Annotated in this window: 18 protein-coding genes and 1 pseudogene; 6 read left to right on the forward strand and 13 right to left on the reverse strand. The window is 72.0% G+C overall.

Annotation, left to right across the window (positions count from 1 at the left end):
• The first annotated feature begins 237 nt into the window (after positions 1–237).
• On the forward strand, positions 238–1,845 hold the full coding sequence (locus AB0903_RS30765; protein WP_366708015.1) for an FAD-dependent monooxygenase: 1,608 nt from the start codon (positions 238–240) through the stop codon (positions 1,843–1,845).
• 470 nt (positions 1,846–2,315) lie between these two features.
• Here AB0903_RS30765 and recX read toward each other — a convergent pair whose 3' ends face one another.
• Both recX and recA read right to left on the reverse strand, forming a co-directional pair.
• Complete coding sequence (gene recX, locus AB0903_RS30770; RefSeq protein WP_366708016.1) at positions 2,316–2,888, reverse strand: recombination regulator RecX; 573 nt, start codon at positions 2,886–2,888, stop codon at positions 2,316–2,318.
• A gap of 3 nt (positions 2,889–2,891) precedes the next feature.
• On the reverse strand, positions 2,892–4,016 hold the full coding sequence (recA, locus tag AB0903_RS30775) for a recombinase RecA (protein ID WP_366708017.1): 1,125 nt from the start codon (positions 4,014–4,016) through the stop codon (positions 2,892–2,894).
• 405 nt (positions 4,017–4,421) lie between these two features.
• Here recA and AB0903_RS30780 point away from each other — a divergent pair, with 405 nt between their 5' ends.
• Positions 4,422–5,087, forward strand: coding sequence for an alpha/beta hydrolase (locus tag AB0903_RS30780; protein ID WP_366708018.1), 666 nt, complete (start codon positions 4,422–4,424; stop codon positions 5,085–5,087).
• Between the two features lie 85 nt (positions 5,088–5,172).
• On the opposite strand, the gene AB0903_RS30785 is transcribed toward AB0903_RS30780, so the two are convergent.
• Together AB0903_RS30785 and AB0903_RS30790 are read right to left on the reverse strand one after the other, a co-directional pair.
• Entirely contained in the window at positions 5,173–6,420 is a 1,248-nt protein-coding gene (locus AB0903_RS30785; protein WP_366708035.1) for an AI-2E family transporter, read from the reverse strand.
• A gap of 434 nt (positions 6,421–6,854) precedes the next feature.
• Positions 6,855–7,049 (reverse strand): DUF3046 domain-containing protein, encoded by a 195-nt coding sequence (locus AB0903_RS30790; RefSeq protein WP_366708019.1) that lies wholly within the window; start codon positions 7,047–7,049, stop codon positions 6,855–6,857.
• A 79-nt stretch (positions 7,050–7,128) separates the two neighbouring features.
• Here AB0903_RS30790 and AB0903_RS30795 point away from each other — a divergent pair, with 79 nt between their 5' ends.
• On the forward strand, positions 7,129–8,070 hold the full coding sequence (locus AB0903_RS30795; protein WP_366708020.1) for a hypothetical protein: 942 nt from the start codon (positions 7,129–7,131) through the stop codon (positions 8,068–8,070).
• A gap of 55 nt (positions 8,071–8,125) precedes the next feature.
• On the opposite strand, the gene AB0903_RS30800 is transcribed toward AB0903_RS30795, so the two are convergent.
• The 3 genes and pseudogenes from AB0903_RS30800 to AB0903_RS30810 all read right to left on the reverse strand — a co-directional run bounded on the left by AB0903_RS30800 (position 8,126) and on the right by AB0903_RS30810 (position 10,279).
• Complete coding sequence (locus tag AB0903_RS30800; protein ID WP_366708021.1) at positions 8,126–8,434, reverse strand: AzlD domain-containing protein; 309 nt, start codon at positions 8,432–8,434, stop codon at positions 8,126–8,128.
• Positions 8,431–9,258 (reverse strand): AzlC family ABC transporter permease, encoded by an 828-nt coding sequence (locus AB0903_RS30805; RefSeq protein ID WP_366708022.1) that lies wholly within the window; start codon positions 9,256–9,258, stop codon positions 8,431–8,433. The genes AB0903_RS30800 and AB0903_RS30805 overlap by 4 nt, the downstream gene beginning before the upstream one ends.
• Before the next feature lie 148 nt (positions 9,259–9,406).
• Positions 9,407–10,279, reverse strand: a pseudogene (locus AB0903_RS30810) (AraC family transcriptional regulator).
• A gap of 336 nt (positions 10,280–10,615) precedes the next feature.
• Between AB0903_RS30810 and AB0903_RS30815 the strand changes: the two are divergent.
• From AB0903_RS30815 to AB0903_RS30825, 3 genes are all read left to right on the forward strand, one after another.
• Positions 10,616–15,241: an ATP-dependent helicase gene (locus AB0903_RS30815; RefSeq protein ID WP_366708023.1), complete on the forward strand. Its 4,626-nt coding sequence runs from the start codon at positions 10,616–10,618 to the stop codon at positions 15,239–15,241.
• A gap of 134 nt (positions 15,242–15,375) precedes the next feature.
• Positions 15,376–16,179 carry a DNA-formamidopyrimidine glycosylase family protein gene (locus AB0903_RS30820; protein ID WP_366708036.1) on the forward strand — a complete coding sequence of 268 codons (804 nt, stop codon included), beginning with the start codon at positions 15,376–15,378 and terminating at the stop codon, positions 16,177–16,179.
• A 60-nt stretch (positions 16,180–16,239) separates the two neighbouring features.
• Positions 16,240–17,001, forward strand: coding sequence for an SDR family NAD(P)-dependent oxidoreductase (locus tag AB0903_RS30825; RefSeq protein ID WP_366708024.1), 762 nt, complete (start codon positions 16,240–16,242; stop codon positions 16,999–17,001).
• On the opposite strand, the gene AB0903_RS30830 is transcribed toward AB0903_RS30825, so the two are convergent.
• The 6 genes from AB0903_RS30830 to rimO form a co-directional block, all read right to left on the reverse strand.
• Positions 16,949–17,188, reverse strand: coding sequence for a hypothetical protein (locus AB0903_RS30830; RefSeq protein ID WP_366708025.1), 240 nt, complete (start codon positions 17,186–17,188; stop codon positions 16,949–16,951). The two genes, AB0903_RS30825 and AB0903_RS30830, sit on opposite strands and share 53 nt — an antisense overlap.
• A gap of 101 nt (positions 17,189–17,289) precedes the next feature.
• Entirely contained in the window at positions 17,290–17,760 is a 471-nt protein-coding gene (locus AB0903_RS30835) for a DNA starvation/stationary phase protection protein (RefSeq protein WP_366708026.1), read from the reverse strand.
• A gap of 156 nt (positions 17,761–17,916) precedes the next feature.
• Entirely contained in the window at positions 17,917–18,300 is a 384-nt protein-coding gene (locus tag AB0903_RS30840; protein ID WP_366708027.1) for a helix-turn-helix transcriptional regulator, read from the reverse strand.
• A 109-nt stretch (positions 18,301–18,409) separates the two neighbouring features.
• Entirely contained in the window at positions 18,410–18,919 is a 510-nt protein-coding gene (locus AB0903_RS30845; protein ID WP_366708028.1) for a CinA family protein, read from the reverse strand.
• A complete protein-coding gene (gene pgsA, locus AB0903_RS30850) occupies positions 18,916–19,581 on the reverse strand; it encodes a CDP-diacylglycerol--glycerol-3-phosphate 3-phosphatidyltransferase (protein ID WP_366708029.1) in 666 nt (221 codons plus the stop codon). Before pgsA ends, AB0903_RS30845 begins: the two co-directional genes overlap by 4 nt.
• On the reverse strand, positions 19,578–21,074 hold the full coding sequence (gene rimO / locus AB0903_RS30855; protein WP_366708030.1) for a 30S ribosomal protein S12 methylthiotransferase RimO: 1,497 nt from the start codon (positions 21,072–21,074) through the stop codon (positions 19,578–19,580). Before rimO ends, pgsA begins: the two co-directional genes overlap by 4 nt.
• Positions 21,075–21,139 lie beyond the last annotated feature (65 nt).

Here is a 21,139-nt window from a genome sequence, read left to right on the forward strand (position 1 = left end):
CGCGGTGGAGCCGGTCGGGGAGCCTGTTGACACCAACACCGAGCAGGGCCCCCATACCTGCGGGTAAACCCTTTTTTCGACCGCTGAGGGGCGGTGGCCGTACGGCCACCGCCCCTCACCGCGTCCACGGTGTCGCTTGACGCGGGCACCGGCAGTCGGTTGCATACGTTCTGTGATCGCGCACCGGGCTCCAACAGCACTTTCCCGCACGACCCTCCGGGCCCGAGGAGTCACGCCGTGGACCCGGTGATCGTGGTCGGCGCCGGCCCGGTCGGACTCGCGCTCTCCCTCGCCCTCGCAGCCCATGGCGTCCCCTCCGTCGTACTCGACGAGACGAACGGAAAACCCGAACCCCGTCCCGCCCGCACCGTCGTACTCCGTCCCGACACCGCGGCACTGGTGGAGCGGCTCGGCTGTGGAACCGTGCACGACGAGGGCGTCCGGTGGACCGGCTGGCGGTCGATGCTGCGCAGGCAGGACCTGAGGCAGCTACCCCTCCACGACGACGAAGGGGAAGGCCCCGTCGCCCCGCTGCACATCCCCCAGCACAGTCTCGCCCGCGGGCTGCGCGAGGCCGCCGGGGAGCACCGGCTCGTGCGGCTGGTCACCGAAAGCCGCCTCGACTCGCTCGAACAGGACTCCGGCGGGGTCGGCGTGCACACCAGGGGCCCTTCGGCCACTTGGTGGCGCGGAAGTCATCTTGTGGGGTGTGACGGCGCGAGGTCGACGGTCCGCAAGCTCCTCGGCATCCGCTTCCCTGGCCGTACGGCGGTGGAACGTCACGCCGTGGCCGCGCTGCGCACGGAACTGCCGTGGCCCGGCGAAGCGTTGCTGCACCGTCAGCCGCCGTGGAGCTCGGGCGGGGCCGAGATCACCGCGCGCCCGCTCCCGGACGGCGTCTGGCGGCTGGACTGGCTCCTGGCGCCCCGCGGCGAACTGGTCACGCCCGAGGCGTTGGTGGCGCGGATCCGGGACACGCTGACCGCCTGGTGCGGCGAGGTCCCGCCGTACGAACTGCTCGACACCGGCGTCCACACCCTCCACCACCGGCTCGCCCGCCGCTGGCGGGTGGACCGCGCCTTCCTCGCCGGTGACGCGGCCCATCTGCTGGGGGCCGTCGGCACCCAGGGGCTCGACGAGGGGCTGCGGGACGTGGACAACCTGGCCTGGAAGCTGGCACAGGCATGGCACCACGGCGCGTCGGAAACACTCCTGGACAGCTACCAGGCCGAACGGCGCACCGCCGTCGCCGCCCGGCTGCGCGCCGCCGACCAGTCGCTGCCGATACTGCGCAGCGGCGGCGGTCTGCGCATGTACCTCCCGGGGGCCTCCCGGGGGCACGACGCGATGCTCACCGACGCGCATCTCGGGCAGGGCGCGCTCGGAGCTCCGCCCGTCTACGCGCACTCGCCCCTCACCCCGGCGCCCGTCGGCCCGCCTGCCCTCACCGGCGCCGGACCGGGCTCGCCGGTCGCCGACGTACGGGTCACGGCGCCCGACGGCACCTCGGCCCTGCTGCGGGACCGGCTGGGGCAGGGGCGGCTGCTCGTCGTCCTGGTGGCGCCGGGCACCGGGGTGTGGGACCGGCGGCATTGGGTAGGTGCGGGCGTCATGCCGAGGCTGGCGACCACCGTGTCCGATCTTCCCGTCCGGGCCGAGCTGCTGGTGACGGAGAGCTACCCGGGCGCCTCCGCGCACACCGTCCTGCTGGTACGGCCCGACGGGCATCTGGTGGCCGCCTTCGCGGGGGTGCGGCCCGCAGAACTGCACGCCGCCGCGGACATCGCCCGAGGAGGAGCGCCGTCCCCGGAGGGTTCGGACCGTACTGCGGACACCGGGACCTGACCGCCTCAGGCTGCCCGTTCGCTCCGACGGCCGGCCCGCTCGCGGGACTGACGGAACCGAGTGGGCCGAACCCGGCCGTGATGTGCGGCTGATACGTGGCTGAGCGGCAGGCCGTAGGCCGCGGCACCTATACCGGCACCCGCACCGCGCACCGCGCACCGGGCACCGGGCACCGGGCACCGGGCACCGGGAACATACCGCCTCCGTCGGAAGGTCCGCGACGGCGGCAGCGGGCCCGGCGGAACGCTCGCGTCGTCAACGGCTGTCGGCGAGTGGTGTCGGCCGACTCTGCCCGACTGCGCGGGGCAGAGCGGAGCGGGTCGGCGCAGTCGGGCATACCCGGCCTCGGCGAGCACGCCACAGCAGCTACCGGCAGTCGTCAGGGTCCAGCCGGGTCGGCTGATGGGTCCGCCCGTCGGCCGGCCGGTCGCGGACACGGGCAGCGGCGCCTGCCCGAGGATGGCCGGTCCCTAGTAGCCCGCGTCGTCCAAGTCCGTCGTGTCCTCGCCCTCTTCCTCCAGGGCGCGCCTCACCACCCGCAGGGCCATGCCCTCCGAGTAGCCCTTGCGGGCGAGCATCCCGGCCAGGCGACGCAGGCGCCGGTCCCGCTCGAGGCCCCTGGTCGAGCGCAGTTTGCGCGCCACCAGCTCGCGTGCGGTCACCTCCTCCTGGTCGGAGTCCAGCTGCCCCACGGCCTCGTCGATGAGTGCGGAGTCCACGCCCTTGGTCCGCAGCTCCCGCGCCAGGGCCCGCCGGGCGAGGCCCCGGCCGTGATGGCGGGACTCCACCCACGCGTCGGCGAAGGCGGCGTCATTGATCAGTCCCACGTCCTCGAAACGCGACAGGATCTCCTCGGCCACCTCCGAGGGGATCTCCCGCTTGTGCAGCGCGTCGGCGAGCTGCTTGCGGGTACGCGGGGTCCCGGTGAGCAGGCGCAGACAGATGGCCCGCGCCCGCTCCGCCGGATCCCTGGGCGCCAGCTCCTTCTCGGCCCTCGACGAGTCGGGGCTGTCACCCGGCCATTCGGTACGCCGAGCAGCCATGTGCTACCCCTTGGCCGCCGCCGTCTTGGCCGTCTTCGCCTTGGAGGCAGGCGCCGGCACCGACTTCACCGTGTCCTCCGCAGGCGCCGCGACGGCCGCGTCCGCACCGGGCTCCGTCGCGGGGGCCTCGGGCCTGACGCCCACGCCGAGCTTCTCCTTGATCTTCTTCTCGATCTCGTTGGCGAGATCGGGGTTGTCCTTCAGGAAGTTACGGGCGTTCTCCTTGCCCTGGCCGAGCTGGTCGCCCTCGTACGTGTACCAGGCGCCGGCCTTGCGGACGAAGCCGTGCTCCACGCCCATGTCGATCAGACCGCCCTCACGGCTGATGCCGTGGCCGTAGAGGATGTCGAACTCGGCCTGCTTGAAGGGTGGCGCGACCTTGTTCTTGACGACCTTGACGCGGGTGCGGTTGCCGACCGCGTCCGTGCCGTCCTTGAGGGTCTCGATACGGCGGATGTCCAGCCGCACGGAGGCGTAGAACTTCAGCGCCCGGCCACCGGTCGTGGTCTCCGGGGAGCCGAACATCACACCGATCTTCTCGCGGAGCTGGTTGATGAAGATCGCGGTGGTCTTGGACTGGTTGAGCGCGCTGGTGATCTTCCGGAGCGCCTGGCTCATCAGCCGCGCCTGCAGACCGACGTGCGAGTCGCCCATCTCGCCCTCGATCTCCGCCTTGGGCACCAGGGCCGCGACGGAGTCGATGACGATCAGGTCGAGCGCGCCCGAGCGGACGAGCATGTCGACGATCTCGAGCGCCTGCTCGCCGTTGTCCGGCTGGGACAGGATCAGGTTGTCGATGTCGACGCCCAGCTTCTTCGCGTACTCGGGGTCGAGGGCGTGCTCCGCGTCCACGAAGGCCACCGCGCCGCCCGCCTTCTGGGCGTTGGCCACCGCGTGCAGGGTGAGGGTCGTCTTACCGGAGGACTCCGGTCCGTACACCTCCACCACCCGCCCGCGCGGCAGGCCGCCGACGCCGAGGGCGACGTCGAGGGCGGTCGACCCGGTGGGGATGACCTCGATCGGCTCGTTCGGCCGCTCGCCCATCCGCATCACGGCACCCTTGCCGAATTGCCGTTCAATCTGTGCGAGCGCGGCGTCGAGCGCCTTCTCGCGGTCGGTTCCTGCCATGGGTTCCACCCGATTTGCTTGTGTCGATCGCTTCACGTCAAAGACGCTAACCCCTGCCACTGACAATGGGCCCCGACGTCCGGTCGGCCTGTGGATAACTCGTGGCAACGAGGGCCGGAACCCCATAAGAATGGATGTTCGATTTTACTGTCAAGCGCACCACGCGGACGGCCGCGCCCCCTGGATCGGGCTGTCCTGTGCCACGGCAGGCTGAGCGTGTGCCATCGGAGCTTGAGCGTGAAGGTGATGCGGTGTGGCCGCCTCGTAAGCGGCTTCCGACAGGCTTCGGCGGTTGGCGGCGCTGACTGCGTACGTGCAGTCCGCGGGTGATGGTCAAGCAGTGCACTAGACCGGTCGCGACTTCGCCATCGGTGAGGGCGTCAACTCTTCGGGTAAACATGCGGAATGGCAACCTTCGTACTCGTTCACGGCGGCGGCGACACCGGCTGGGCCTGGCATCTGCTCGAAGCCGAGCTACGCTCGCGGGGGCATGAGACCGTCGCCCCGGACCTGCCGTCGGACCAGCCTTCCGCAGGGCTCGGAGATTACGCCGATGCCGTCGTCGAGGCCGTCGGCGAGCGGCGGAATCTCGTCGTCGTCGGCCACTCCTACGGCGCCTTCACGGCACCGCTCGTGGCCAACCGTCTCCCCGCCGGCATGCTGGTCCTGCTGGCCGGGATGATCCCGGCCCCGGGCGAGCGGCCGGACGACTGGTGGGAGACGACCGGCTGCAACCGGGCCAGGGACGCCGCGGGCCTGTCCGCCGTCGAGGACCCCTTCGAGAGCTTTTACCACGATGTTCCCCGCGGCCTCGCCGAGGAATCCATGCGCAGGGAGAAGCAGGAATCCTCCCGGGCCGGCCGCGAGCCCTGGCCGCTGACAGCATGGCCGGACGTGCCCACGAAGTTCATCGTGTGCAAGGACGACCGCTTCTTCCCGCCCGAGTTCTTCCGCGGCCTTGCGCAAGCGCGCCTCGGCATCGTGCCCGACGAGATCGGCGGAGGCCACTGCGTCGCGCTCAGCAGGCCGAAGGAGCTGGCGGACCTGCTGGTGGGCTACCTCCAGGGGTGACCCGGCACGAGGCAGCAGACCTTCGAACCTCATCAAGGTTCGGTGGCAACCATCAAGGTTCGACGGCACAGGACACGCGCCCGGCTCAGGCCCCCGCGTCGGTCTGCGGGGGCACGGCCCGGGGTCCGTTCTCAGGCGCGGCGGACGCCGACGTTCCAGACGGTGCCGATGTTCCGCCCGGCCCGGAGGCCGTGGACGGCCCGGAGGCCGTGGACGGCAGGCCGGGGTCGCCCCTGAGCGCGCTGCGCATCCGGGCGAGCGCCCGGCCGCCGCCGCGCCTCCGGTGACCGTGGACCCGGGGATCGTCGGTGACGGCGTACCGCTTCACGTACGCGCCGAGGAACGCCTGGAGGGTCGCGACCGCCGGGATCGCGATGAGCGCGCCGACCGCGCCCAGCAGGGCGGTACCCGCGACGACCGAGCCGAAGGCCACCGCCGGGTGGATGTCCACCGTCCTGGCGGTGAGCTTCGGCTGCAGCACGTAGTTCTCGAACTGCTGGTAGATCACGACGAAGCCCAGCACCCACACCGCGTACCAGGGGTCGACGGTGAACGAGATCAGCATCGGCAGCGCACCCGCCAGATAGGTGCCGATGGTCGGGATGAACTGCGAGACGATCCCCACCCACACGGCCAGCGCCGGGGCGTACTGCACTCCGAGGATCTCCAGCAGGATGTAGTGGGCGACCCCGGAGATCAGCGCCATCAGCCCGCGCGAGTAGAGGTACCCGCCCGTCTTGTCGACCGCGATCTCCCAGGCCCGCAGCACCTCGGTCTGCTTGGCCGGGGGCAGCACGGAACACAGCGCGCGTCGCAGCCGGGGCCCGTCGGCCGCGAAGTAGAACGAGAACAGGAAGATCGTCAGCAGCTTGAACAGCCCGCCGAGCACGGTGGCGGACACGCCCAGCACCCCGCTCGCACTGTTCTCGACGTAGTCCCGTAGCCAGTCCGAGCGCAGCAGACTGTCCTGGACCTCCACGCGGGAGAGCTCCGTGTGGAACGTGCCGTTGATCCAGCGGATGACCGAGTCGAGGTACTCGGGGAAGTCCTCGACCATCTGGACGATCTGGCCGGCCAGCATCGAACCGAGCAGTACGACGAATCCGATACCGGCGGCGAGCACTCCGAAGAAGACCAGGAAGGTGGCGAAGCCCCGGCGGATGCCGCGGGCGGCCATCCGTCCCACCGCGGGCTCGATCGCGAGCGCCAGGAAGAAGGCGATCAGGATGTTCAGCAGGAGCCCGATGAGCTGGTGGAAGGCCCAGCTGCCGAGCTGGAAGCAGGCGTAGAGCGCCAGCGCCAGGATCAGGGCGCGCGGCAGCCAGCGCGGCATCCGGGCCGGAATGCCGCCGCCGTCGCCCGAACCGGGAGGCGGCGCGGCCGGCGGCGGATGGGGCGCCGCGGTGCCCTGCGCGGGGATCCCCACTGCGGCCTCGTCCGACGCGACCACGTCCTGCGTGGCCCTCTCGTCAGCGGTCATGTCGTCAGCGGTTCCCGTCCTGTGGGTCTCGAGTTGCGCGGTCGCGCGGGGCGGTCGGGCCGGAAGCAGCCGGATCCGGGCGGCCCGGCCGGAAGCAGCCGGATCCGGGCGGTCGGGTCTGAGGCAGGCCTGTCCGAAGCGGGCCCGCCCGTTCTGAGCATGCTCGCCCCGTTCACGGCGAGCCCCTGCGGTCGCGATCGGCCTCCCCGGCCGGCCGTCGGCCCAGTGTGGCTCACCGCGGTGACGGCGGGCCGTCCTTCCGGTGTCTCACCACTCGCCCCGGTGTCTCACCGCTTGTCCGCGGGGATGTCCATGGCCGTGCAGACGGCTCGCCACACGTTCTTCGCCTCCCAGCCCGCGGCCAGTGCCTCGTGGATCGTACGGCCGCCCAGCTCGGCCATCACATGGTCCCGCGCGAAGGAGTCCGCGTACGCCGCACCAAAGTGGTCCGCCATGCGCTGCCAGAAAATCGTCAACCGCATGCCATCAGTATCCCGCTCCTGAGAGTGCAGCCCTGCCCGTCCTCCTTGCCGAGAGCATTTTCCGCTCTACCGTCGGAACATGGCTGGAAACGGAGCAACCTCTGACCCTCCCTCCGCGTCTGCGTCAGCGCTGAAGCGCGCCGAGAGCTTCATCTGGCTGACGGCCCGGGTGCTCGAGCAGCGGCGGTTCGCCTACCACTTCCTCGGCGGCAGCGACGACGCGGTGGAAACGGCGCTGACCGCCTACCTCAACGACGACGGGGGCTACGGCCACGCCCTCGAACCGGATCTGCGCGGCCCGGTCAGTCAGCCCCTGCACACGGGACACGCCCTGCGCGTGCTCGACTCCATCGGCCGCTGCGGCGGCCTGCGGGTGGAGCGGATCTGCCGCTACCTCACGGACGTGTCCACAAAAGAGGGTGCGCTGCCGGCCGTGCACCCCTCCCAGCGGGCCTATCCGGCCGCTCCGTTCCTGCCGATCCTCGACGACCCGCCGAGCGAGCTGCTCGCCACGGGCCCGGTTGTCGGCCTGCTGCACCGCAACGAGGTCTGGCACGCATGGCTGTTCCGGGCCACCGACTTCTGCTGGTCCGCCGTCGACACGATCGAGACGTCGCACCCGTACGAGATCGAGGCGGCGATCGCCTTCCTCGACGGCGTACCGGACCGGGCTCGCGCGCAGACCGCGGCGGACCGCCTCGGGCGGATCGTGCGCGACCAGCGGCTCGTCTCCCTTGACCCGGAGCACCTCGACGACGGGCCCGTGGCCCCCGGATACGCACCGGGCGAACACCACTTCGCACACGACTACGCCCGCACGCCCGACTCTCTGGCCCGCAGCTGGTTCACCGACGAGGAGATGGCCCGTTCCCTGGAGCACCTCGCGAGTGAACAGCGGCAGGACGGCGGATGGCCCCTCACATGGCGTGAATGGGCTCCCGGCACCGCGCTGGAGGCACGGCCGATCGTGACGATCGAGGCGCTGCGGACCCTCCGGGCGCACGGCCGTCCCGTCGGGTGACACAGCCGGCGGTCCTCGACGCACCGTCCCGTCATGAACCGGCAGGGCGGGCCGGTCAGCCGCCCAGCGCCCGAACCCCCGCCGTCACGGCCACGGCGGCCCCCACGATCACAAGGAACGGCGCGCGCGACAGCAGCGCCACGGCCGCGGCGGCGAGCCCCGCGGCCCGGGCGTCGAGGACCAGCGACTGGCCGGTGCTGAAAGTCTGCTGTGCGGTCAGCGCGGCCAGCAGGGCGACCGGCAGCAGTGCCGCCAACTGCCGTACGAGAGGCCGCTCGAGCATCCCGGCCGGGACCAGCAGCCCGGCCAGCTTGACGAGGTAGCAGCCGACCGCTGTGGCGGCGATCGCGATCCAGATGCTCACCGGTTCCGGTCCTTCCTGTTCGTACGCGGCGTCCCACCGGCGCCGTCACCGATCGCTCGCCCCTTGAGCCACAGCACCGCGGGGGCCGCGAGTGCCGCGGCGAGCACCGGCACCCCGGCGGGCAGCACAGGCAGGAAGCCGAGCCCGAGCAGCACCGCGAGCGCGCCCACGGCCCTTTCCGTGGCCGTGCGCAGCATCGGCGCGAGCAGAGCCAGAAAGACCGCCGGGCCGGCCGCGTCCAGCCCCCAGGCGTCCGTGTCGCCGAGGGCCTCGGCGCCGAGCGCCCCGAGGAGCGTCGTCAGATTCCACAGCACGTAGAGCGTCAGCCCGGTCAGCGTGAAGCCGATCCGCACGCTGCGCCGCGTGGACTGCGCGAGGGCGACTGCGGTGGTCTCGTCGATGACCCAGTGCGCGGCGAACGGCCGTACGAAGCGGGGCAGTGCGAGCAGTTGCGACAGCCTCAGCCCGTAGAAGGCGTTGCGCACGCCGAGGAAGAAGGCACCGGCCGCGGCGGCGAGCGGGTTGCCGCCGGCGGCGATCGCTCCGACGAGCGCGAACTGCGACGCCCCGGTGAACACGAGCAGGCTGAGCGCGCAGGTCTGCAGGAGGGTCAGACCGGACCCGGCCGAGGTCACGCCGAAGGCGAAGCCGGACAGGCCGACGGCTGTTCCGACGCCGAGTGCGTCTCTGACGACGGCCGAGTCGGGTTTCTCGGCCTGCTGCGCGGCAGCCCGTTCCCCCTCTCCGCCTCTCGCCGAACTGCCCTCTGCGGTCCCCGACGCGCCTCCGCGCCCGCCCGAGGTGCCCGCGGACGGCCCCTCCACGGGCACCTGCCGGGGCGGGGACGCGTCGCCCCGCTCCGGCATCGGTCCGGATACGGACGCCGCGAGAGTCCCGGACGGCGCCGCGCCCCGAGGGACCTCCCCGGCGGCCAAGTCTGATCGAGCTGTCTGTTCTGCCACGCGAGGGACGTTACGCAGGGCTCCGGCCTGCGGTCTTGTACGTTCTTGCGCGCTCTCGCCGGTACGCCCCGGGTGGCACACCGACGATCCGGGTGAAGTGCCGGTTCAAATGCGGCTGGTCGGTGAACCCGACCGTGACGGCCGCCTCGGCAGGGGTGGTGCCGGCGTCGAGGAGGTGGCGGGCGCGACGGACGCGGGCGTCCGTGAGCCAGGTGTGCGGCGGCAGACCGTAGGCGCCTTTGAAGGCCCGCAGCAGCGCGAAGGGGCCGACGCCGAGCTGTTGCGCGAGTTCCTCGAGGGACGGCGGTTCTGCCATCCGCTCCACGAGGAGTTCCCTCGCGGCCGCCGCGGTCCGGGCGCCGGCGGCCAGGGGCGTACGCGCCGGAAGGCAACGCCCATGACGCCGCAGCAGTCTCGCGACGGCGATGCGCAGGGCGCTGTCGGCGGCGAGGGCGTTGCCCGCCTCCGCCGCGCGGTGCACCTCGTGCACGAGCCGTGCGGTGTCCGGGTCCTCGACGATCGTCTCGGCGAAACCGGCCGTTCCGCGCAGGCTCGTCGTCTCCGCCGCGATCCCGGCGACGAGCTCCGTGGACGGGTAGAGCGTGGAGTACACCCAGCCCTCCGGGACGCCGGCCTTGGCGGAGTGCGGCACTTCCGGGTTGATCATGACGACGGTGCCGGGCCTGGCACGCACGGTCCCCTCCGGCAGGAGCACGTCCTCGATACCGCGTCAGACGGCACCGAAGACGAACCCCTCATGGCTGTGCCGAGGGAAGGAATGGCGCACATAGCGCGCCTGCAGCAGGTCGAGGCCGGGCACGCCCGGGTACTGCCAGTGCCGTGCCCACTCGCCCTTCGTGTCCGGCGCCGGGTCCTTCTCCATACGGTCATTCTGCTCCCGCCCCCACGTGCACGACGGCGGCGTCCGCGTCCCGGACACGCAGCGGCCCCGCGTTGACGCTCCCATCGCTTGTCAAGCGGCTCGTAGCCAGTCGCGGCGCGGTGGGCGTGGGCGAGGTCGTCGTCTCGGCGGATCCAGTGCCCGAGGGAGGGGATGGTGGCCGACCGGACCCCGAAGTGTTGGACGGCGGGTGGGGGTGAGGCTTGGACCGCCGAAGAGGCCGAAGAGCCCACAGAGGCCGCAGACGCCGAACAGGCCGAAGATCGGCGATGCCGGGGACGGCCACCGATGTCAGTGCCCGGGTGCACGATGGTGGGCATGGCCCGGACTGCGCTCGATTCCTTCTCCCCCGCCACCCGTGGTTGGTTCTCGGGTGCCTTCAGTGCGCCCACCGCCGCCCAGGAGGGGGCGTGGAAGGCCATCGGGGAGGGCTCGGACGTGCTGGTGGTGGCGCCGACGGGGTCGGGCAAGACGCTGGCCGCGTTCCTGGCCGCTCTGGACCGCCTGGCATCCGTTCCTTCCCCGGCGGAGCCGAAGAAGCGCTGCCGTGTGCTGTACGTGTCACCGCTGAAGGCCCTCGCGGTGGACGTGGAGCGCAATCTCCGCAGCCCGCTCACCGGCATCAGGCAGGAGTCGGTGCGCCTGGGCCTGCCCGAGCCCGAGGTGCGGGTCGGCATCCGCTCGGGCGACACCCCCGCCGCGGAACGGCGCTCGATGATCACCCGGCCGCCGGACATTCTGATCACGACCCCCGAGTCCCTGTTCCTGATGCTCACCTCGTCCGCCAGAGACGCGCTGGCGGGCGTCGAGACGGTGATCCTCGACGAGGTCCATGCCGTCGCGGGCACCAAGAGAGGCGCCCACCTCGCCGTGTCCCTGGAGCGCCTGGACGAGCTGCTGCCCCGCCCGGCCCGCAGGATCGGCCTGTCGGCGACGGTCCGCCCGGTGGACGAGGTGGCCCGCTATCTGTCGCCGCAGCGCCGGGTCGAGATCGTCCAGCCGCCTTCGGGCAAGGAGTTCGACCTCTCCGTGGTCGTCCCGGTGGAGGATCTGGGCGAGCTCGGAGGCTCTCCGGCCTCCGACACCGGCGGCGAGGTCGCCGAGAAGCCGTCGATCTGGCCGCATGTCGAGGAACGCATCGCCGATCTCGTCCAGGCGCACCGCTCCACGATCGTCTTCGCCAACTCGCGCCGCCTCGCCGAGCGGCTGTGCAACCGCCTCAACGAGATCGCGTACGAGCGGGCCACCGGCGCCTCCATGCCGGAGAAGGCGCCACCGGCGGAGATCATGGCGCAGTCCGGCGCGGCGCAGGGTGCCCCGCCGCTGCTCGCCCGCGCGCACCACGGCTCGGTCTCCAAGGAGCAGCGGGCTCTCGTCGAGGAGGATCTGAAGGCGGGCCGGCTGCCCGCGGTCGTCGCCACCTCCAGCCTGGAGCTGGGCATCGACATGGGCGCGGTGGACCTGGTCGTGCAGGTCGAGTCTCCGCCGTCCGTCGCCTCCGGCCTGCAGCGGGTGGGCCGCGCGGGCCATCAGGTGGGCGCGGTCTCCACGGGCGTCGTCTTTCCCAAGTACCGGGGCGACCTGGTGCAGGCGGCAGTGGTCACCGAGCGGATGCGTACGGGCTCCATCGAGTCGCTGCGCATCCCGTCGAACCCGCTGGACGTACTCGCCCAGCAGCTGGTCGCGACGGTCGCCCTGGACAGCCGGCAGTACGACGACCTGCTGACGCTGGTGCGCCGGGCCGCGCCGTTCGCCTCGCTGCCCGAGTCGGCCTTCACCGCCGTACTGGACATGCTTGCCGGCCGTTATCCCTCGGACGCGTTCGCGGAGCTGCGTCCCCGTGTGGTGTGGGACCGGGTGGCGGGCACGGTCACGGGCCGGCCGGGGGCGCAGCGTCTCGCCGTCACCTCCGGCGGCACCATCCCGGACCGCGGCCTCTTCGGCGTCTTCCTCGCCGGAGCCGACCCCAGGAAGGGCGGCGGTCGGGTCGGGGAGCTCGACGAGGAGATGGTCTACGAGTCACGGGTCGGCGATGTGTTCACCCTCGGCACCACCTCGTGGCGGATCGAGGACATCACCCGCGACCGGGTGCTCGTGTCCCCGGCCCCCGGCGTGCCAGGGCGGCTCCCCTTCTGGAAGGGCGACCAGCTGGGCCGCCCCTTGGAGCTCGGTCGCGCCGTCGGTGCCTTCCTGCGCGAGGTCGGCGGGCTGTCGGCCGAGGACGGCCGGCTGCGTCTGCTGGCCGCCGGTCTGGACGCCTGGGCGGCGGACAATGTGCTGGCCTATCTGGACGAGCAGCGCCGGGCCTGTGGCCATGTGCCCGACGACCGCACGATCCTGGTGGAGCGCTTCCGCGACGAGCTGGGCGACTGGCGGGTCGTGATCCACTCCCCGTTCGGCGCCCAGGTGCACGCGCCGTGGGCGCTGGCGCTGGGCGCCCGTCTCGCCGAGCGGTACGGCATGGACGCCCAGGTGATGCACGCCGACGACGGCATCGTGCTGCGGCTGCCCGACGCCGACCTGATGGGTCTCGACCTGCTCGACCAGGACCCGGTCCGGCTCGATGCGCCGTTCGACGGCGAGCAGGCTCCCGTGGGCGCCGCGGACACCGTCTTCGACAAGGGCGAGATCAATCAGGTCGTGACCGACCAGGTGGGTGGCTCCGCCCTGTTCGCCTCCCGGTTCCGTGAGTGCGCCGCCCGCGCGCTGCTGCTGCCGCGCCGCAGTCCCGGCAAGCGGACACCGCTGTGGCAGCAGCGGCAGCGGGCTGCGCAACTGCTGCAGGTCGCGAGCGAGTTCGGCTCGTTCCCGATCGTCCTGGAAGCGGTCCGCGAATGCCTCCAGGACGTCTTCGACGTCCCCGGCCTCACCGAGCTGATGGGGGACATCGAGTCGCGCCGTGTCCGCCTGGTCGAGGTCACCACCCCGGAGCCGTCCCCCTTCGCCCGCTCACTGCTTTTCGGGTACGTCGCCCAGTTCCTCTACGAGGGTGACTCCCCCCTCGCCGAGCGGCGGGCGGCCGCCCTCTCCCTGGACTCCCGCCTGCTGTCCGAGCTGCTCGGCCAGGCGGAGCTGAGGGAGCTGCTGGACGCGGAGGTACTCACCGAGCTGGAGCGCGAGCTGCAGTGGCTGACCGACGAGCGGCGGATCAAGGACGTCGAGGGCGTGGCCGACCTGCTGCGCGTACTGGGTCCGCTGACGGACGCCGAGCTTGTCGAGCGGGGCGGTGATCCGGCCTGGCCCGAGGAGCTCGCCGCGTCCCGCCGCGCGATCCGTGTGCGCCTCGCGGGCGCCGACCACTGGGCGGCGGTCGAGGACGCGGGGCGGCTGCGCGACGCACTGGGCACGGCGCTGCCCGTGGGCGTCCCGGAGGCGTTCACCGAGCCCGTGAAGGACCCGTTCGGCGACCTCCTCGCCCGCTTCGCACGGACACGCGGGCCGTTCACCTCCGCCCAGGCCGCCGCCCGCTTCGGACTCGGCACGGCGGTCACCGACGGCGGCCTGCAGCGTCTCGCCGCGAGCGGCCGGGTCGTGCAGGGCGAGTTCCATCCGGCGGGCGTCGGCCAGGAGTGGTGCGACGCGGGCGTGCTGCGCCGCCTGCGCAGACGTTCCCTGGCCGCGCTCCGCCACGAGCTGGAGCCCGTGGCGCCCGCCGCGCTCGCCTCGTTCCTGCCCGAGTGGCAGCACCTGGGCAGCAACAGTCTGCGGGGCATCGACGGCCTGGCGCGCGCCGTCGAGCAGCTTCAGGGCGCCTCGGTGCCGGCGTCGGCCCTCGAGAAACTCGTCCTGCCCTCCCGCGTCGCCCACTACAGCAGCAGCCTCCTCGACGAACTGACCACGACCGGCGAGGTGGTGTGGGCCGGTGCCGGCGCACTTCCCGGCAAGGACGGCTGGGTCTCCCTCTACCTGGCCGATGCCGCGCCCCTACTGCTGCCGCCACCGCACCCACTGGAGCTGACGGCGCTGCACGAATCGGTGCTCACCGTGCTTTCCGGCGGCTACGGCCTGTTCTTCCGCCAGATCGCCGACCAGGTGCGGGCGACCACGCACCCGGACGTCACCGATCCGCAGCTCGCCGACGCCGTCTGGGATCTGGCCTGGTCCGGCCGGCTCACCAACGACACCCTGGCGCCGCTGCGGGCTCTGCTCGGTTCCGGCCGTACGGCGGGGTCCACCGCCCATCGCGCCAGGCGCACCGTGCCGCGCGGCCGGTACGGCGGCCTCACGGCAGCAGGCCGTCCCGCGTCGCGTACGGGCCCTCCCACGGTGAGCGGCCGCTGGTCGCTGCTGCCCGCCCGTGAACCGGAGCCGACCCACCGGGCGCACGCGCTGGCCCGGACCCTGCTGGACCGGCACGGTGTGGTGACGCGGGGCGCGGTGGCGGCGGAGGGCGTCGAGGGAGGCTTCTCCGCGACGTACCGCATCCTCTCGGCCTTCGAGGACAGCGGCCAGGCTCGCCGAGGGTATGTCGTCGAAGGGCTGGGGGCGGCGCAGTTCGCGATGGACGGCGCGGTCGACCGCCTGCGGGCGGCGTCCACGGCGCGAGACCGTTCGGAAGGGCGGGCGGCGCCCGTCGCGGTGGTGCTGGCCGCCGCCGACCCGGCCAACGCCTACGGGGCCGCGCTGCCCTGGCCGGAGCCGCCGGAGGGTGCCGGACACAAACCCGGCCGCAAGGCGGGCTCCCTGGTGGTCCTCGTCGACGGGGAGCTGACGCTGTACCTGGAGCGCGGCGGGAAGACCCTGCTGACATGGGCCGCCGACCCCGACTCCCCCGCACTGCACGCGGCGGCCGGCGCCCTCGCCGCGGCCGCCCGCGAAGGCTCGCTCGGTACGGTCACGGTGGAGCGGGCCAACGGCGCCCCGGCCCTGACGGCACCGTTCGCCCGCGCCCTGGAGACGGCCGGTTTCCACGCCACGCCGAGGGGGCTGCGCCTGCGCCCTTGACCGGCACCGCGCCACCGCGGGCGCCATCCGCGCCCATGCCGGCCCCAACCGTCGCCGTCCCCCGCATCACCGCCATCGCGTCACCGCCCGCCGTCGCCGTCGCGTCACCCCGCCGCCGCGGCATCATGGATGCCATGCCCGAAGGAGACACCGTCTGGCTGACCGCCCACCGTCTGCACGCGGCGCTGGCCGGCCGGGTCCTGACCCGCTTCGACCTTCGTGTCCCCCGCTTCGCCACGGCGGACCTGACCGGCCGCACCGTCCTGGACGTGACGCCGCGCGGCAAGCACCTGCTCACCCGGTTCGAGGGCGCCCTGACGCTGCACTCGCACCTGAGGATGGACGGCTCGTGGCGGGTGTACGAGGCCGGTGCGCGCTGGGACGGCGGACCGGCCCATCAGATCCGCGCGGTCCTCGGCAACGCCGCGCACACCGCCGTCGGCTACCGTCTGCCCGTCGTCGAACTGCTCCGCACCGCCGACGAGAACCAGGCGGTAGGTCATCTGGGACCGGATCTGCTCGGCCCCGACTGGGACCCCGCCAGAGCGGCGGCGAACCTGCTCGCCGATCCGGCCCGCGCGCTCGGTGAAGCGCTCCTCGACCAGCGCAACCTCGCCGGCATCGGCAATGTCTACAAATCCGAGCTGGCCTTCCTCGCCCGCGTCACGCCCTGGCTGCCGGTCGGCGACCTGCCGGCCGGCGTCCCCGAGCGGCTGATGGCCACGGCACATCGCCTGCTCGAAGCCAACAAGCGGCGTTTCGACCGGCGCACCATGACCAGCGGACTCGATCCGGCCCAGAAACTGTACGTCTACGGCCGCGAGGGCCGTCCGTGCCCCCGCTGCGGCAGCCCCGTACGCAGGGCGGACCAGGGCGACGGCAGCCGTGAGCGCCCGACCTACTGGTGCCCGCACTGTCAGTCCGGCCCCACCGGCTGACCGCGCTGCCCCTGACACACACTTCTTGACGCTCCGTCAGGTCGGTCGTACGGTCCGTCCATGACCCCCTCGGCGTACGACCTCAGCGGGCGCACCGCCTTCGTCACCGGCGCGGCCGGCGGCATCGGCCGCGCCTGCGCCGCACTGCTGGCCGAGGCCGGTGCCGTGGTCCACTGCGCCGACGTGAACGCGAGCGGCCTGCACGGGACCCGGGCCCTGATCGAGACGGCCGGCGGCAAGGCCGTCATCCACACCCTGGACGTCACCGACCGGGCCGCCCTCGCCGCCGCGGTCCTCACCGCGGACCGGCTCGACGTGATGGCCGCCGTCGCCGGCACCATGCACACCAGCCGGGTCCTCGAGACGCGGGACGAGGACCTCGACCGAATCATGACCGTCAACTTCAAAGGAGTGCTGTACGCCTGCCAGGAGGCGGCCCGCGCCATGATCGAAGCGGGCGGCGGATCGATCGTCACCATGGCGTCCGGCGCCGTCGACGCGGCCAATGCCGGACTGCTCTGCTACAGCGCGTCGAAGGCGGCCGTGGTCCAGCTCACCCGGACACTGGCGACCGAACTCGGCCCCCACGGGATCCGTGTGAACGCCGTCGCCCCGGGCTGGGTCCGCACCCCGATGACCGACCGCCACGACGCCGGCCTGCAGCAGCGGGCGGAGGCCGCCGTGGTGCGGGCGTCCCCGCTGCGCCGCGTCGGCGAACCCGGCGACATCGCCCACACCGTGCTCCATCTGGCCAGTGACGCCTCGGCGTTCACGACGGGTCAGATATTCCGTCCGAACGGGGGCGTCGTGATGCCCTGGTAGAAGGGCGGGAGGCCGTCGCGTGCACCGGAAGCAGGCTGAGACCCCAGCCTCCCGCGGCCACCGCGCCCTCGACGACGCCCGAGTGCTCGGGGACGAGGACGAGCCGAAGCACGGCCCACCACCACAATCCGCCCACCACGAGCCCGAAAAGGACAACGGGCACGAGGGCCGCCCCGCGTACCGCCATGGCTGCCTCCTCCGGCCCACGCTAATGCGACGGGACAGGCCGCTGGGAGAGCGCACGGTTGGGCGATCCGGCGCGCGCGGACTCCGCTTGCGCGCTCGGCGTCATGCGCTCTCCGCCTGGAACATCCAGGCGTGCTTCTCGAGGTCGGCGGTGAGCTGGATCAGGATGTCCTGGCTCACCGGATCGGGCTGATCGGTCACCTCGATGCGTTCCCGCATCCGGCCGACGACCGCCTCCAGACCGTCGACCATCGTCCGTACGACGTCGACGTCCTTGATCCAGCCCTCGGGCACCGATCCGAACGCGCTCTGTGCCGCCACCGTCGCGGCTCGCCCGTCAGGGGTCACACCGATCGCGGAGCAGCGCTCGGCGACCGTGTCGGAGTGCTGCCGCGCCGTGTCGACGACCTCGTCGAGCTGGAGGTGTACGGACCTGAAGCGGGGGCCGACCACGTTCCAGTGCACTTGCTTGGACACCAGAGCGAGGTCCACCAGATCGACCAGAGCGCCCTTGAGCGCTTCCCCGACGGTCTTGAGGTCGGCCTCGGACAGCGTGCTCTTCACGACAGACATGCAGGTCCTCCACTCGGTTCGCGGCTACCGCCCACGATTACACAACTACCGAAAAGGGTCATCCGGGGACAGAAGTGCAAGCAAAAGACCCCGGCTGGTACTCGAGTACCAGCCGGGGTCCGTGGCAAACCAAGCCGTGTGCGCAGAGCCTGCGGATCAGGCGGCGACGACGTCGACCGCTTCCGCGGGCGCCTTGATCGTCACCCGCTCCGTCGGCACACCTGCCACCGACGTCACGGAGACGGAGCCCAGCATCGGGCGTACCGGTGCGGGCACCGGTTCGGCGGCTGCTGCCGACTCGGCCAGTTCGGCCAGCGACAGTTCGTCGCTCACTTCACGCATGAGCTCGGACATCCGTACGTCAAGCGCGTCGCAGATGGCGGAGAGCAGCTCGGAGGATGCCTCCTTCTGCCCCCGCTCCACCTCGGATAGATAGCCGAGCGAAACTCGGGCGGACGAGGAGACTTCGCGCAGAGTACGGCCCTGGCGCTGGCGCTGCCGACGCAGCACGTCACCAAGCAGGCGACGGAGCAGAATCATCGGTGGCTCCCTCCTCGGACCGCGTAGCCGCATCCTTCACGCCCCACCGTACCGCCTTGCGCCGCGGCCGTGCGGGGAGCGATGTCGTGTTCACTCAGGGCTGCAAACATCAATTCCCCCCGTTCTGTTCCGTATCCTGTGCGCGCGCGTTCCCGTGCAGTTCGTCACGGAGCAGGTCGAGCACGCTCCGTACGCTCTCTCTACGGATTTCCCCGCGGTCGCCGTTCAACCTCAACGCGGCCACTTTCCCGGTGCCCGCGGGACCTGCGACAGCCACATATACCGTCCCGACGGCCTGTCCGTCCTGCGGTTCGGGGCCGGCCACCCCCGTGGTGGCGACTCCCCAGTCCGCGCCCATCACGTCCCGTACCCCCGCCGCCATCTGCGCGGCGACCTGTGGGTCCACCGCTCCGCGCGCCGCCAGGAGGGCCCCGTCGACGCCCAGAACATCCCTCTTGAGGGTGGCGGCGTAAGCCGTGACGGACCCGCGGAACGACTTCGAGGCACCCGGTACCGATGTGAGCTCCGCGGCCACCAGACCGCCCGTGAGGGATTCCGCGACGGCCAGTGTCTGGCCACGCTCCGCAAGCAGGGTCAGCACCCTCACCGCCCCGGTCACCTCGGAAAACCCTCCGCCGTCCGCTCCGACTCGAGCCCCTTGCGTCTCAGCACGATCGCCTGCCGCACATAGTCGAGGCCCGTGACCACGGTCAGGACCACGGCGAGAGCCATCACCCAGAACCGCAGAGTCGCCAGCGGCCCCGTCAGCGCGAGAACGTACATGCCGACCGCGGTGCCCTGGGCGAGAGTCTTCATCTTGCCACCGCGACTGGCCGGGATCACCCCGTGCCTGATCACCCAGAACCGCATGAGCGTGATGCCCAGCTCACGGAAGAGGATGACGCCCGTCACCCACCACGGCAGGTCGCCCAGCGCGGAAAGACTGATCAGCCCCGCCGCCATGATCGCCTTGTCGGCGATCGGATCCGCGATCTTCCCGAAGTCGGTGACCAGGTTGTACGTGCGGGCCAGGTGCCCGTCGAAGATGTCCGTGATCATGGCGACGGCGAAAGCCGCCCACGCCCACGCCCGCCAGGCCGGGTCGTAGCCGCCGTCCTGCAGCAGCAGCACCACGAACGCCGGCACCAGCACCAGCCGCAGCATGGTCAGGAGGTTGGCGATGTTCCACAGGCTGGCCTGATTCACGGCCGCAGCGCCCAGCTTGCCGCCGGGCGCGGGCCGTCCGGTCCCGCCCGCCGCGGATGCCGGCACTCCGGTCATCTGCTCGCCTCCTCGCCAGAGGTACGGGCGCCGGCCCCCAGGACCTCGCAGTACTCGGCCACCAGGTCGACGCCCTCGGTCCCCACGACCTTGGCCACGACCATACGGCCGGGCTCCAGGCCCTCGCCGGAGGTGAACACGACCTGTCCGTCGGTCTCCGGCGCCTGGTGGGCGGCCCGTCCGACTGCTCCGTCCTCGCCGTCCACGGACTCCACCAGCACCTCGAGGCGCTCACCCAGGCGCTCCTCCGCACGCTGCGCGGTGAGCTCGTCGGCGATCCGCGACAGATGCTCGAGACGCTCCGCGACGACGTCGGCGTCCAGTTTGTTCTCGTAGGTGACGGCCTCGGTGCCCTCTTCGTCGCTGTACCCGAAGACTCCGACGGCATCCAGACGCGCCGCCGTGAGGAAGCGTTCGAGCTCCGCGAAATCCGCCTCGCTCTCGCCGGGGAATCCGACGATGAAATTGGAGCGCACACCCGCCTGCGGAGCCTTGCTCCGGATGGTCTCCAGCAGCTCGAGGAACCGCTCGGTGTCGCCGAAGCGCCGCATCGCCCGCAGCACGCCGGGCGCGGAGTGCTGGAAGGACAGGTCGAAGTAGGGGGCGACCTTCGGAGTGGAGGTGAGGACGTCGATCAGGCCGGGGCGCATCTCGGCGGGCTGCAGATAACTGACCCGCACCCGCTCGATGCCGTCGACGGCCGCCAGGTCGGGCAGCAGGCTCTCCAGCAGGCGGATGTCGCCGAGGTCCTTGCCGTACGAGGTGTTGTTCTCGGAAACCAGCATGATCTCCTTGACGCCCTGCTCGGCCAGCCAGCGCGTCTCCCCCAGCACGTCGCTCGGGCGGCGCGAGACGAACGAGCCGCGGAAGGACGGGATGGCACAGAACGTGCAGCGCCGGTCGCAACCCGAGGCGAGCTTCACCGAGGCCACCGGGCTGCTGCCGAGCCGGCGGCGCAGCGGCGCACGCGGCCCGGAAACCGGGGCGACGCCTTCCGGCAGGTCCTCGGGGACCGGCGCGGCGTCGCCGTGGCCGGGCAGGGCCACACCGGTGGCGTCCTGCCGCTCGACGGGGCTCAGCGGCAGTAGTTTCCGCCGGTCGCGCGGGGTGTGCGCGGCGTGCACACCCCCGCTGAGGATGGTCTGCAGGCGGTCGGAGATGTCGGCGTAGTCGTCGAAGCCGAGCACACCGTCCGCCTCGGGCAGTGCTTCGGCGAGGTCCTTGCCGTACCGCTCTGCCATGCAGCCCACGGCCACGACGGCCTGCGTTCTGCCGTGATCCTTCAGGTCATTGGCTTCCAGCAGGGCGTCGACGGAGTCCTTCTTGGCGGCTTCGACGAATCCGCAGGTGTTGACCACGGCGACGTCGGCGTCGGAGGCGTCCTCGACGAGCTCCCAGCCGTCCGCTGCCAAGCGGCCTGCAAGCTCCTCCGAGTCCACCTCGTTACGGGCGCATCCGAGAGTGACAAGGGCGACGGTACGGCGTTCGGGCATGGACTCAAGACTACTTTGTCCCGGCCCGGACCCCGGCCGGGAGGGTCGGGGCCGTCCGTACGCCG

The sequence above is a fragment of the Streptomyces sp. NPDC048389 genome (genome assembly GCF_040706335.1).
Lineage (GTDB): Bacteria > Actinomycetota > Actinomycetes > Streptomycetales > Streptomycetaceae > Streptomyces.

Bases quoted from the DNA above. Each gene is read 5' to 3' on its own strand.
- AB0903_RS30835 (WP_366708026.1), bottom strand. From the start codon at position 17,760: ATGTCTGTCGTGAAGAGCACGCTGTCCGAGGCCGACCTCAAGACCGTC.
- recX (WP_366708016.1), bottom strand. From the start codon at position 2,888: ATGGCTGCTCGGCGTACCGAATGGCCGGGTGACAGCCCCGACTCGTCG.
- AB0903_RS30795 (WP_366708020.1), top strand. From the start codon at position 7,129: ATGGCTGGAAACGGAGCAACCTCTGACCCTCCCTCCGCGTCTGCGTCA.
- AB0903_RS30825 (WP_366708024.1), top strand. From the start codon at position 16,240: ATGACCCCCTCGGCGTACGACCTCAGCGGGCGCACCGCCTTCGTCACC.
- AB0903_RS30820 (WP_366708036.1), top strand. From the start codon at position 15,376: ATGCCCGAAGGAGACACCGTCTGGCTGACCGCCCACCGTCTGCACGCG.
- AB0903_RS30790 (WP_366708019.1), bottom strand. From the start codon at position 7,049: ATGCGGTTGACGATTTTCTGGCAGCGCATGGCGGACCACTTTGGTGCG.
- AB0903_RS30840 (WP_366708027.1), bottom strand. From the start codon at position 18,300: ATGATTCTGCTCCGTCGCCTGCTTGGTGACGTGCTGCGTCGGCAGCGC.
- AB0903_RS30815 (WP_366708023.1), top strand. From the start codon at position 10,616: ATGGCCCGGACTGCGCTCGATTCCTTCTCCCCCGCCACCCGTGGTTGG.
- AB0903_RS30780 (WP_366708018.1), top strand. From the start codon at position 4,422: ATGGCAACCTTCGTACTCGTTCACGGCGGCGGCGACACCGGCTGGGCC.
- rimO (WP_366708030.1), bottom strand. From the start codon at position 21,074: ATGCCCGAACGCCGTACCGTCGCCCTTGTCACTCTCGGATGCGCCCGT.
- pgsA (WP_366708029.1), bottom strand. From the start codon at position 19,581: ATGACCGGAGTGCCGGCATCCGCGGCGGGCGGGACCGGACGGCCCGCG.
- AB0903_RS30785 (WP_366708035.1), bottom strand. From the start codon at position 6,420: ATGCCGCGCTGGCTGCCGCGCGCCCTGATCCTGGCGCTGGCGCTCTAC.
- AB0903_RS30830 (WP_366708025.1), bottom strand. From the start codon at position 17,188: ATGGCGGTACGCGGGGCGGCCCTCGTGCCCGTTGTCCTTTTCGGGCTC.
- recA (WP_366708017.1), bottom strand. From the start codon at position 4,016: ATGGCAGGAACCGACCGCGAGAAGGCGCTCGACGCCGCGCTCGCACAG.